At 43.6% G+C, this 12465-nt stretch carries 10 protein-coding genes; 4 read left to right on the top strand and 6 right to left on the bottom strand.

All coding sequences use genetic code 11. From position 1 onward, the window contains the following. Window positions 1-210 precede the first annotated feature (210 nt). Together ydiJ and CAG57_RS06655 are read left to right on the top strand one after the other, a co-directional pair. Entirely contained in the window at window positions 211-3249 is a 3039-nt protein-coding gene (ydiJ, locus tag CAG57_RS06660) for a D-2-hydroxyglutarate dehydrogenase YdiJ (RefSeq protein ID WP_161433938.1), read from the top strand. A gap of 239 nt (window positions 3250-3488) precedes the next feature. Further along, complete coding sequence (locus CAG57_RS06655; protein ID WP_161428109.1) at window positions 3489-3950, top strand: methyltransferase family protein; 462 nt, start codon at window positions 3489-3491, stop codon at window positions 3948-3950. A gap of 37 nt (window positions 3951-3987) precedes the next feature. Here CAG57_RS06655 and CAG57_RS06650 read toward each other — a convergent pair whose 3' ends face one another. Further along, the gene (locus CAG57_RS06650; RefSeq protein WP_161428114.1) at window positions 3988-4713 is read right to left on the bottom strand and encodes a DUF3581 domain-containing protein; all 726 of its coding nucleotides are present in this window, start codon (window positions 4711-4713) and stop codon (window positions 3988-3990) included. A 223-nt stretch (window positions 4714-4936) separates the two neighbouring features. Between CAG57_RS06650 and yqfB the strand changes: the two genes are divergently transcribed. After that, window positions 4937-5236, top strand: a complete 300-nt coding sequence (gene yqfB, locus CAG57_RS06645) for a N(4)-acetylcytidine aminohydrolase (RefSeq protein ID WP_212752244.1) — start codon at window positions 4937-4939, stop codon at window positions 5234-5236. A 104-nt stretch (window positions 5237-5340) separates the two neighbouring features. On the opposite strand, the gene CAG57_RS06640 is transcribed toward yqfB, so the two are convergent. Then, window positions 5341-5661 (bottom strand): HI1450 family dsDNA-mimic protein, encoded by a 321-nt coding sequence (locus tag CAG57_RS06640; RefSeq protein ID WP_161428110.1) that lies wholly within the window; start codon window positions 5659-5661, stop codon window positions 5341-5343. Window positions 5662-5663: 2 nt separating this feature from the next. Next, a complete protein-coding gene (gene yeiP / locus CAG57_RS06635) occupies window positions 5664-6230 on the bottom strand; it encodes an elongation factor P-like protein YeiP (RefSeq protein ID WP_099612319.1) in 567 nt (188 codons plus the stop codon). A 180-nt stretch (window positions 6231-6410) separates the two neighbouring features. Between yeiP and CAG57_RS06630 the strand changes: the two genes are divergently transcribed. Further along, on the top strand, window positions 6411-7178 hold the full coding sequence (locus CAG57_RS06630) for a nucleotidyltransferase domain-containing protein (RefSeq protein WP_161428111.1): 768 nt from the start codon (window positions 6411-6413) through the stop codon (window positions 7176-7178). 11 nt (window positions 7179-7189) lie between these two features. On the opposite strand, the gene CAG57_RS06625 is transcribed toward CAG57_RS06630, so the two are convergent. From CAG57_RS06625 to CAG57_RS06615, 3 genes are all read right to left on the bottom strand, one after another. Then, complete coding sequence (locus CAG57_RS06625) at window positions 7190-9553, bottom strand: DNA polymerase II (RefSeq protein ID WP_161428112.1); 2364 nt, start codon at window positions 9551-9553, stop codon at window positions 7190-7192. A 239-nt stretch (window positions 9554-9792) separates the two neighbouring features. Next, on the bottom strand, window positions 9793-11568 hold the full coding sequence (locus CAG57_RS06620) for an Lnb N-terminal periplasmic domain-containing protein (protein WP_443083783.1): 1776 nt from the start codon (window positions 11566-11568) through the stop codon (window positions 9793-9795). Between the two features lie 222 nt (window positions 11569-11790). Continuing rightward, window positions 11791-12273 (bottom strand): DUF3015 domain-containing protein, encoded by a 483-nt coding sequence (locus CAG57_RS06615; RefSeq protein ID WP_099612322.1) that lies wholly within the window; start codon window positions 12271-12273, stop codon window positions 11791-11793. Window positions 12274-12465: the final 192 nt, after the last annotated feature.

Here is a 12465-nt window from a genome sequence, read left to right as displayed (position 1 = left end):
GTTATGGGTGGGTTGTCAACGGACATTTGCAAATGTTTGGCGATATAAACAGGTCATAACATAAGAAAATACCCTTTCAACGGATGTGTAGCAGAGATTCTGATTTGATCACCTTTTTAAATGTTGTAAAGTGATCAGATTCAAAGAATAAAATCAAACTAACCCATAAGCCAATGCTGATTGGATCAGCGTAGTACGGGCAGGAAGCAAATGTTACCAAGACTTCATCTTCAATCTGATGTTGACCCTGTTGTGTTAACGTTTTTACATGAGCTTAAAACGGCAGGTTTTAGCGGTGATATAGAAACACAGTATGCAAGCCGCTTAGCAATGTCGACCGACAACAGTGTTTATCAACAGTTACCACAAGCGGTTATTTATCCAAAGTCCACGCATGACGCCTCACTGATTGGTAAAATTAGTGTTAAGGCAGAATTTGAACGAGTAACCTTCTCCCCGCGTGGCGGTGGGACGGGTACTAATGGTCAGTCATTAACCAAAGGGGTTGTGGTTGATCTTTCTCGCTATATGAATCAAATACTTGAAATCAATCCTGAGCAGGGATGGGTGAGAGTACAAGCGGGAGTGATCAAAGATCAACTAAATGACGCAGTGCGTCCATTCGGCTTTTTTTTCTCGCCTGATCTTTCAACCAGTAATCGAGCAACTCTCGGCGGGATGATCAACACGGATGCTTCCGGACAAGGTTCACTCAAGTATGGTAAAACCTCCGATCATGTACTTTCGCTGCAAGCGGTGTTTGCCGATGGTTCTATTTGGGAAACTGATGGGTCACGGGGCGAGCCGAAAGAGGGAGAGTATGCCTTTATTGCCAAGCGGGTGACAGAAGACGTTTGTCGTCGTCATCGAGAGCAAATTCTCGCAAAATTTCCACCCTTAAACCGTTTTTTAACCGGTTATGATCTAAAAAATGCCATTAATGAACAGAACGACCAGTTTAATCTCACCCGCGTATTATGCGGGGCTGAAGGTTCTTTGGTTTTTATTACTGAAGCAAAACTGAATCTCACTCCAATTCCTAAAGCTCGTACGTTAGTTAATGTAAAATATGACAGTTTTGATTCAGCGTTGCGCAATGCGCCGTTGATGGTGGAAGCGAATGCCCTTTCAGTAGAAACGGTCGATTCTAAAGTGCTTAATTTAGCAAAAGAGGATATCGTTTGGCACAGTGTTAACGATCTCCTTACCGATGTCCCTGGCAAAGAAATGCAAGGGATTAACATGGTGGAATATGCCGATCATGATGAAAGCACGGTGAGCGCTTTGGTCACTCAATTGACTGCGCGGCTAGACGATATGATGGCGAATCAGCAAGCTGGTATTATTGGCTATCAAGTGTGCAGTGATCTCGCTAGTGTTAATCGAATTTACAATATGCGTAAAAAAGCGGTCGGCTTGTTGGGAGCAGCAAAAGGGCGAGCCAAACCTGTCGCGTTTACTGAAGATACGTGTGTTCCTCCGGAACATCTTGCCGATTTTATTGCTGAGTTTCGAGCGTTGCTTGATGGTAAAGGTCTCGCCTACGGTATGTTTGGTCATGTCGATGCCGGTGTATTACATGTACGCCCGGCATTGGATTTGTGCGATCCAAAGCAAGAGCTATTGATGCATGAAGTGTCGGATGAGGTCGTGAAATTAGTCGCTAAATATGGCGGTTTAATGTGGGGTGAGCACGGTAAAGGGTATCGTTCAGAGTATGGGCCTGAATTTTTTGGCGAAGAATTATTTACCGAACTTCGGCGGGTTAAGGCGGCTTTCGACCCACATAATAAAATGAATCCGGGTAAAATCTGTACTCCGCTCAATAGCAATTTTGAGTTGGTTAAAGTATCAGGTACTAAACGTGGTTATTTTGACCGACAAATTGATGTCAAAGTCCGTGATAGCTTTAAACAAGCGATGGAATGCAACGGCAATGGTTTGTGTTTTAACTACGACACCAGTTCCCCGATGTGCCCATCAATGAAGGTTACTGCCGATAGACGTCATTCTCCAAAAGGTCGCGCAGGATTAGTGCGTGAGTGGTTGCGTCAATTGACCGAGCAAGGCATTGATATTCTAGATTTAGAACAGCAAACATTACAGAAAACCGCGACGATAAAAACGTTGCTTGACCGCGTACGCCATGGAATACAAAAGCATCGTCAGTATGATTTCTCTCATGAAGTGTATGAAGCTATGAATGGTTGTCTAGCCTGTAAAGCGTGCGCTAGCCAGTGCCCCATTAAAGTCGATGTTCCTAGTTTTCGCTCACGTTTTCTGAATATTTATCATTCGCGCTATCCTCGTCCAGTGAAAGACTATTTAGTGGCGAATATCGAAACCCTGCTCCCTATAATGGCTAAAGCGCCTAGAGTCGTGAATGGTGTTGTCGCTCAAAAATGGGTAAGAAGTTTAACCGCCAAGACCGTTGGTTATGTGGATACACCGTTATTATCAGTGCCTACGTTAGCCGCTCGAATACGTCGCCACCCGCTGCTTGCTTTTGATATGCAACATTTGATGTCGTTGAGTCAACAAGAACGTGAGCAGCACGTTATTATCGTTCAAGATCCATTTACGAGCTATTATGATGCGGGAGTGGTTGAAGACTTTATCGCTCTGTTGGTTAAATTAGGTAAAAATCCTATTTTATTACCCTTTAAACCCAATGGTAAGGCGCAGCATATCAAAGGGTTCCTGAAGCAATTTCGTTCAACTGCTGAAAATGCAGCAGGATTTTTATCACAGGTGGCGGATCTTAATATCCCGATGGTTGGAGTTGATCCAGCGTTAGTCCTTTGCTATCGCGATGAATATGTGGAAATGTTAGGCGATGAGCGTGGTGATTTTGAGGTGCTCACTGTACATGAATGGTTGTTACCGCGTTTGAGTGAGTTTAATAGCAAAGAGATGGGCGATACTGAGCCTTGGTATTTATTAGCGCATTGTACCGAAAAAACTAAATTGCCTAATGCAGAAAAGGAGTGGATGGCAATATTTAATCATTTTGGTGCAGTGCTACAAGCTGTTGCTGTGGGGTGTTGTGGGATGGCGGGCACCTTTGGACATGAGCTGGATAAACTGCAAATGTCCAAAGATATTTATGCATTGAGCTGGCAACCAACCCTAGATAAGTTACCTAAAGATCGCTGTTTAGTGACTGGGTATTCTTGCCGTAGCCAAGTAAAACGGTTCGAAAAAATACAACCGAAACATCCACTACAGGCTTTACTGCAATTGATTTAAGAGGCCATCGGTTTGACGGTTGTTTGGCATTTAAACCTGACGTAAGTTTTGAGTATTTTCGCCCTCATCGAGGGCGTTTTTCGGGGCGGTTGACCCCTCGGCCAGCGTTCGTGGCTCCTTTTTATGGCGTTATCAGCTTATCATGTAAAGTAACCACATTTTAAAGTCTCTGCCTTGTGTAAATAAATCACAAATCGTTGTAAAACAGCTGGAAAGGTCAATAAACCTGAGGAGTCAAGATGCGATATTTAGAATTGAAAATCCCGCCAGTCGCCCTTTTTTTAGTGACTCTGGTGTTGATTAATCGACTGCCTTATTTTATTCCATATGCCAATATGAATCTTCCGTATCGAGAAGCAATTTTTGCGCTCTGTTTTGTCTTATCTGGGATTGTTGGTTTGGCCGCTGTGCTACAGTTTCGTTTAGCGAAAACAACGGTCAACCCCACTAAGCCTGAACAGGCAGTGACGATAGTCGATTCTGGTATTTTTCATATTAGCCGTAATCCGATGTATTTGGGGTTACTATTATTGATTGTTGGGAGCGCTTATTGGCATCAAAACTGGGGGGGCGGTTTTATTGTGATATGTTTTGTGCTTTATATGAATCGTTTTCAAATTCAGCCTGAGGAACGGGTGTTAGAACGGGTATTTGGCACAGCATACACGAATTATAAATCACGGGTTAGGCGTTGGATATAATTAGATTGCTCCACCGAAGTCGGTGGAGCAGAGTGGTTTACGCCGCTTGCGCTAATCCAGCCAAAAACTGCTGTTTACGATCATTAAAACGCTGAACGAGATCATCGATATCTGATTGAACATAATGTTTGAGCCCACTAGCCACCATCCGTTTCGTGCCTTTACCGACTAATTGGCCTTGATCATTAAAGGTGAAGTTCAAGGTGACGACGCCTCGTTTACCATTCACATCAAAGGTGGCACCGCTAAACTCCACTTCCGGTTGGCTTAGATCCAGCCGCTCAAATTCCACTTCCATACTTTCATAAATGACCAGTGGCCGCTGGCAGTTGATCATCACTTGTTGCTGCTCCATGAGCGGTACCAGAATATGTGGAAAGTTCATCCCAGAAAACTGCACATAGTTTTGAATCACATGCTCAATAAATATTGGGTCATGGCACACATCACCATCGCGTTGCATCAATAGATACTCTTTACCCGATTGATCGACCAATGCACTCATTTGGCTAGATTGACTTTCGACATGCAGCGCAACGCCATCGCTGACCATTCCTGAGAAGTTAAAGCGCATTTTTTGGCTGATGCCCGTTTTTTTCAATAACACGGCAAACAACAGATCGCCTGGTACGCAGAAACGCTTGCTATCTTCGTCATGGATCGGATTAAAATCACCGGCAACTTTTTTTGCAAAGTGGCTGGCTTGTTGACGAGTAAATTGGAACTGATGTTCAGTCGATGAAAAATAAGGTTTGAGCATAATGAATACTTGTCGATAAAAACTGTTACCGATTATAGCCCCAAGAAAAGTTTTAATGGTCCAATCAGTGTTAACTGGTGTCGCTGGGGAAACTAAATCGAGTGAATTAACGCTTGGTTAGTGTAAAATCGAGGTCTATTCCTGACACTTAATCGGCCATTAATTTAGCCATTGCCTTATTGGATAGTAAAATATGTTAACGCCATCAGCGACCATTCCCACTCAAATGACCTTTTTCTCACGTTTTGAAAGCGATATTCTAGCAGGGAAAAAAGTGATTACCATCCGTGATGAAAGTGAGAAAAATTATCAACCCAATTCCATTGTTGAAGTCAGTACGTTAGAGGAAGGCCGTTGGTTTTGTCGCTTAAAAATCATTAATGTTGAACCCATCCAGTTTGATGACTTAAATGAGTTTCATGCTCAGCAGGAAAATATGACGCTAACGGAGTTGAAACAGGTGATCAGCGATATTTACCCAGGAATAAAGCAACTGTATGTGATTCATTATCAGTTAGTAGAATAACGACTCTTTTTGTTACCTGTCACGTCAAGTGGTTTGGTCACCGCATAAAAAATGCCAGCTCGTGATAAGTTGGCATTTTGACGGTTAGGTTGACATGACTAACGTTAGTCACGTTTCCAGCGAATATGGCAAGATTTATGCGTTGGATCGCGGCTTAGCAATAAGCTCGCAAAAACATCATCTAATACGTCATTGGTTTCGTTCACTAAGCCAATTCGTATTTCAGCATAGCGCTCTTTATCGACGCTAAAGCCAACTTCCGCATCCCAATCATCACTAATATCAACCACTTCAGCTGCGCCACGTTCATCAAATTGAGCGACGAAAAGTAGCACATCAGCGGGTTCAAGATTATCTTCCGCCATTTCTAAAAAAATGTCGTAAGCGGTGTCGATGGCTTTATCGTAACTGAGCAATTCAGCCATGATTATGCTCGGTTCATAAATTTGCGTTCTGCCGTATTAATAACAACACGATCACCGGTTGCAATATATTCAGGTACTTGGATAACGAGGCCTGTCGCAAAGCGAGCCGGTTTGGTTCGTGAAGATGCCGATGCTCCTTTAATGGAAGGATCGGTTTCCTCAATGACCATCTCTACCGAAGAAGGCAGTTCAATCGCAACGGGAGCACCATCAACCAAGACCACTTGCAGACCTTGAATTTCTTCAGTGATAAACAGCAGTTCATCTTCAATATCTGCTTTTTTGAAGGTGAACTGTGAATAATCTTCATTATCCATAAAGATATAATCATCACCATCGACATAAGAGAAAGAAACGTTGCGTTTGTTCATCTCTACCGTATCAAGAAAATCGTCAGATTTATAACGCTCGTCAACACGAGCCCCCGTGGTTAAGTCTGTGCAACGCAGTTTATAGATTTTAGAACCCCCTCGACCACCGGGAGTCGTCACTTCAATATCTTTGATTAACAATGTCTTGCCGTTAGAAATAATGGCAAAACCTTTTTTTAGTTCACTTGCTTTTGGCATGGAAAATACCCTTTGTGCTTGATTTCGGCGCATTATAACTAAAGCTTCACTAGAAAAGAAATACTTGCACTACGATTAACAAGCCTAATCAAATCGGTTTAGTCATGTTTTGACTATTGCTTCAAGCTAACGCATAAGAGATCATAACCTTATGTTGAGCTTATAGAGTTATTTTCCGGCATGACCTTGTCGCCAATCGACCCCCAACAACTTTTTCAAACCGCTTATCAACCCGCGATTAAAGAGTTACTCGCTTTATTACGTGCCGGATTAGGCAAACAATTACATAGTGTGTATTTGTATGGTAGCGTGGCACGCAAAACCGCCCGTCCTCATCATTCTAACTTGGATGTGATTGTGGTGACTTATGGTTCGATTGAAGAGACTCGAACAGCGTTAATTAATACCATTCGCTGGCGTTTTCAAAAACGCTTTGCGTTTATCACTGATGTCAGTTTTAAAACTGCGGAAGTAAAAGAGGTGGCAAGTTTAGACAGTTTATTTTCTTGGGGCTTCTTGTTACGTCATTGCAGTGTTTGTGTTTATGGCGATAACCTTGCAGAATGTTTTGGTGACTATGAGCCGAGTTGGGAAATTGCTAAACATTGGAATATGGATGTTGAAGATTGGTTATTGTTCTATCGTGAGAGTATTGTCAAAGCGAAGCGTGATGATCAGCAAGTCCAAGCACAACAGATTATTGCTAAAAAACTACTGCGCGCCAGTTATTCATTGGTGATGTATCAAGACAAAAATTGGTTTGATGATCCACGGCAGTGTGGCGAGCAGTTTTTACGTTATTACCCAGAGAAACAAACCGAGATTGACCGTTTAAAGATTCTACTGAAAGGGCGAGTGATCGCCAAGCGTTCGGTGATCGGTTTATTAGATAGCTTTGGCCCTTGGTTAGTTAAGCAATACCAAAAGACTGAATTTAAGATAGGTTAATGTTCTCGGAGTTAAAATAACCCGAGTTGCGGCGCGATAATTTGCTCAAACTGACGGTTAATAAAAGGCAAAATCGCATCGGCAACGGGTTTGAGTTGTTTATCAATGTAATGCTGATAATCGATAGGGCTCGATAAGTACTGTTTAGGTTCCGGGCCATTAAGTGTCATGCAGTATTCAATCGTGCCTTTGTTTTGATATTGTAAAGCTCGGCCCAAACGCGCATTGATTTCATCTGCTAGGCGAGCGGCGCGTACTTGAGGAGGCACGTTTTTTTGGTACTCGTGCAGCTTGCGTCGCAGGCGCTTTTGGTAGGTTAGCTGCTGATCAAACTCTCCAGCCAACGTTTGCTCAACGGTCGTGCGAATATACTCATCGGGCTGCTGATCGTGAAATATCATCCAATACAGTTCAGACTGAAAACGTTGGGCAAGAGGCGTCCAATCGCTGCGGGCGCTCTCTAAGCCTTTAAATACCATTTTTTCCGCGCCGGGCTCACCAATCAGGCCAGCGTAGCGCTTTTTCGATCCCGTTTCTGAGCCGCGAATGGTCGGCATTAAAAATTTGCGGTAGTGAGTTTCATACTCTAGTTCTAAAAAAGAACTTAATCCGTAGGCTTGCTGAAGATGGGTTGCCCACCACTGGTTAATGTGCCAGACCAAGTCACGTCCGATTTTGTCTGCTTGTGTTTGGCTAAATGCGCCACCTAATGAAACAAAGGTTGAATCGGTATCACCATAAATGACCTGATAACCTTGCGCCTCAATTAAGGTTTTGGTCTGCTTCATGATTTCGTGGCCGCGCATGGTAATACTTGAAGCCAGACGAGTATCAAAAAACCGACAGCCAGAGGATCCAAGTACGCCATAAAAGGAGTTCATAATAATTTTGATCGCTTGCGAAAAGGCGGGCTCGTTGTTTTGCTTAGCAATATCCCGAGCGGCCCACAGTGCTTCGATCATTGCCGGCAGAAAATGGCGTTGACGATGAAATTGGCCGCCACGAAATCCAGCGACCGCTTGATGTGGTTTATTGCCGATCTCAAGTGGTAGACCTTCAATCAGCCCTAAAGGGTCAATTAAAAACGAGCGGATAATTGAGGGATAAAGGCTTTTAAAATCAAGTAGTAGGACTGAGTCATACAAGCCAGGGCGAGAGTCCATGACATAACCACCTGGACTGGCCATCCAGTTTTCGGAGTGCAGGTTGGGCGCAACATACCCAGCACGGTGTAGTTGAGGCAGATAGAGGTTTGTAAACGCAGCGACTGAACCGCCAATTCTATCTAACTCTAATCCGGTTAATCGAGAGCGCTGAATAACAAAGTCCAATAAATGGGTATGTTGGAAAATCTTCTCAACTAAAATGCAATCTTGCAGATTGTAGTGGGCGAGCTGAGGTTTATCTTGTCGGTAAAGGCGATTGATTTCTTCCATTCTATCGTGCGGCTGAGTAATGGCTTTACCTTCTCCTAACAGTTGACGGGACACGGCCTCTAAAGACCAAGAGCGAAACTGATAGGTGGCGGTTTTTAAGGTATCGATTCCATCCAGTACTACGCGTCCGGGAATGGTAATAAAGCCTTGGTTCGTTTGCGCAGCTGATCGAAAATAACTGGCCTGCTTAGCTCGGCCAATTTTCAGCTTTAATTGATGCCATTCGGCCCGCTTATGCAGTAAGCGAAAGTCAAAATCAATCACATTCCAGCCAATGATCACGTCCGGATCAAAGCGTTGAAACCAATCGACTAAAGCACTCAGTAAGTGATATTCATCGCTGACCCATTCGATAGTGGTTTCAGCGGACTGTGGCTGGCCGACCATGATCACACGGCTGTCGATGGGGCTATGCAGGCCGATGGAGTAGAGTAAGCCTTTCTCTGAGCATTCAATGTCTAATGAAACCACATGGAGTTGTGGTAAATAGTCGGCTTGTCGGCATTTTGCTTGACGGACTTGGCGATAGTCGCCGTAGTGGGTTATGGTGCCGGTAAACTCAAGGCTGCCTTGAATGAATCGTTCCATTAAATAGCGATCCGCCAGTTTAATATCGGCTTCTAAAGTGATGATATTCTCATGCTGGAGCGCTTGAGCCAGTTTGGATGCTTGATAATGGCTCGCAAAATAACAACCTGCCAGTGACTGTTGGTTAAAGTCTTTAAGCTCAAGAGGCCGAACATCAACGGCTATTTGCTGTTGTTTGGCGATGGCTTGGCAAGCTTGAATCTGCGTTTGTTCGATAAAGAACACCGCTTGTTCGCCCTCGATAATCAACTGTGTTGGCCCTTGATCTGTCGCCAGCCACAGCTCAATATGGCTTTTGCCATTGATATCTCTTGTTTGACGAGTGAGAACAAAACCTGATTCGAGAGTCACGGTCAACCTTATTGATGGCAGTATTTAGGCAGAAAATATCTTCCTTTGCTGCTAGTCGTCTACCTGCTACAGCAAGTCGTTTGGGGATACCTAAAAAATAGCAGAAGATAATATCATCTTCTGCTATTCGCGTCAGGACGCGTTGAGGTCGGTCTGGCAGTGAACCTTACCAATTTCATGATATTTATAAACTAAAGTGAACATGATTATAATGGGTCACTGCGATTTACTTTTGGCACTTAGTAATAAAAATAACCAGTGACTTTTGCACTCATTTCTTCTTGTTGCCAATGCTGATAGCGAACTTCACTGCGCAGTGCCCAATGGCGAGCAAGGCTCCAGTTCCAAGTCAAATTAAGCTGGCTATGATGATCAGCATGACTGTTAAATAAAGCTAAGTATTGTCCTTGTAGCCCTAAACGGTGCTTATCTGCTGCTTGCCAGAGTAAGCCAGCCTCAATTCCCGCACCAGTCGTGAAACGATAATCGGTCAATGAACCATGATTGAATGCCAATGATGCTAATCCATAGCCATGCAGACGGTTAGGATCGCCCCACGCTTGTCCATAACCACCTTGCAAAAACCATCGTCCTTGACGTTGTTGTTGACTCGGCTGACGGTCAAAGCCAATTCGCATATTCCATGATGCACTAGAGAATAGATTGTGATTTGGCGCTACCGTCATGGCATCAAGCAGATACAACTTTTCTAAACGCGTGGTGCTATTTTGGTCTTGGCTTAATTGCAGATCCAAAAAGCTAATTTGCGCGCCAGGAATAAAGCCTTGTTGAGCATCGAATAAGTCGTGATAGGCGGCGCGCCACTCAAGATTCAACGCTGATGGTGTATGGTGCCAATATTGGCCACCAATGCCGAGTCGTGCCGAACCATGCCCTTGTTCAGGAGAAAAAGCCGGTATCGGGACGGGCTCAAAAGGTGATGGGGCGTTGATTTGGCTACGCAGTCGTAACAATTTGGTTAGTCGCTGCGCAGTAGGATCGCGTTCCAAGCCTTGATCATACAATTGAAAATTGAGCCATTCATAGGCAAATTCATAAATGGTGGCCAATTCCTGATCGTTAAACTGGTTAGGATCAGGAAATTGACCTTGGGTCGCCAGTTTTGCGGCTTGAAAAAGCTCTGGAGAGACTTGTTGTGATTGATGCATTAAACGCGTGCCAAAAGACTCTCTATAACGTGGTGTGGCAATAAGTCCTTGTTTCGCTAATGCACCGACAGTATCTGAAGGGATGGCTTGTAGTGGAAAATCTGCGACTAATTGTAAGTCATCACGGGCCAATTGTAACAAAGCAAGCAGTTGATAAGAGCAGTTTTCGTCCAAGAAATAATAATCAAACTCGGCTAATTGCATTTCCCACAAATGCAGTAGCACCCGCTCGACTTCTTGTTCGGTTAAATTAAGTGGGTATTCCCAAATATCACGAGACTCAATGTCATTGTATTCACGCACTTTACGATAATACGGCATGACGGTAAATCGACCGGGATAAGCACCAAACAACCCTTTCATAGCATACAATGCAGCATTGTCATTACTTTCAGGCTCGGCCGCAAAATTAATCGCAAACGCAACCAATTCTTTATGACGAGTTTGATCTTTCGCATCAATTCTGAGTAGGGTATGACCAAACATGGAGGAAGGATTATTCATAAATGCTGTCGGGAAAATGAGTGTCATCCCTGCTGGGTCAATCACGGTGCGCCAATTGTCTAATTCAGGGCAGTTAAGCGTGACATCATCGTTGCCATATTGAGACTCAATCCAACGATATCGGGCTGGATAAGTACAACGTGCTTGATGTGCGATAGCAGTCTCTGAGTGATAAAGCTGCTCAAGCGTTGCTCTTAACTCTGCTTCTGGATCTTGCTTTCCATTGTGAGCGAGAAAAAACTCGCGAGAATCTATTGTACTGCGATAACCTGACAGATAAGAAGGTAAGTAATGCCCAAGTTTTAGCCAGTATGGATGCTGGGCTAGGGATGGAATATCCACTTGGGAACGAGCCAAAGCGCTCGAGTTGAATAGCAACCCATTTGCGAGTAGGCAACAGGAAAGTAAACTGCGACGAGTAATAAAAGAGAGTCTCATGCCGATAGAGTCATTATTGTGATGTGCCGAGCAATAAAAAGTGCCCTGACGGGCACTAATAACGTTTATTGAGCAACGAAGTCAGCTTTACAACCGAGAAGTTGGGAGACTTCGTGTGTCAGTCACTTAGATTGAGTAAGCGGCTAACGCTGGATCTTGTGCAACTAAAGTATTTAAGTTAGCAAACACTTGTTGAGACGTTACATTTTCAGATTCGAATACGTGGGCAAAGTTTTCTTTTGCCATGTGGTTGAATGTCGCTTTATCTGCTTCTTGGATACCCCAAACTTCAGCAAGTGTCGCTAGCGTTTCACCTTCACCACGTGCGATATCACGAGCGAGATTGTCTAAGTTACCGTCAATAAAGAGTGCTAATTTTTGCGCAGAATCGATGGTGCCAGTACCATCACAACCAAGCGTACCGAAAGTGATACCAAAGGTTTGGTTGCCTGAAGTACCGTTGGTGGTTGCACCAAGCACTTTAAACACTTTACCTTGTTGACCATCAAAGATCATGGTACCCAAACCACAACCAATGTCTGAGTCTGCCATAGCCGCGTTGGAAAGAGGAAGTACCGCTAGAGCGGCCACTGCAAGTAATTTTTTCATAAGTTTCCCTTAATTATCATTTTAGTATCAATACAAATGGAATCATTCACGGATTAGTTTTGAGAAACATTTCACTAATCATAAAAGTGTCAGATATAACATTGATTGACCGCCAATATAAATATATGAAATAAGCTGCATTTTCAACTAAAAATAGTGATTTATTTCAATTTTTGTATTGATTTTGTTGCA

Source organism: Vibrio sp. V30_P3S12P165, assembly GCF_009904905.1.
GTDB lineage: Bacteria > Pseudomonadota > Gammaproteobacteria > Enterobacterales > Vibrionaceae > Vibrio > Vibrio fujianensis.
Note: the sequence above shows the minus strand (reverse complement) of the source record. Positions and strands in the feature narration are given on the sequence as shown.

Excerpts from the sequence above, each read along its gene's own strand:
- ydiJ (WP_161433938.1), top strand. The coding sequence starts at position 211 with ATGTTACCAAGACTTCATCTTCAATCTGATGTTGACCCTGTTGTGTTA.
- CAG57_RS06655 (WP_161428109.1), top strand. The coding sequence starts at position 3,489 with ATGCGATATTTAGAATTGAAAATCCCGCCAGTCGCCCTTTTTTTAGTG.
- yqfB (WP_212752244.1), top strand. The coding sequence starts at position 4,937 with ATGACCTTTTTCTCACGTTTTGAAAGCGATATTCTAGCAGGGAAAAAA.
- CAG57_RS06640 (WP_161428110.1), bottom strand. The coding sequence starts at position 5,661 with ATGGCTGAATTGCTCAGTTACGATAAAGCCATCGACACCGCTTACGAC.
- yeiP (WP_099612319.1), bottom strand. The coding sequence starts at position 6,230 with ATGCCAAAAGCAAGTGAACTAAAAAAAGGTTTTGCCATTATTTCTAAC.
- CAG57_RS06630 (WP_161428111.1), top strand. The coding sequence starts at position 6,411 with ATGACCTTGTCGCCAATCGACCCCCAACAACTTTTTCAAACCGCTTAT.
- CAG57_RS06615 (WP_099612322.1), bottom strand. The coding sequence starts at position 12,273 with ATGAAAAAATTACTTGCAGTGGCCGCTCTAGCGGTACTTCCTCTTTCC.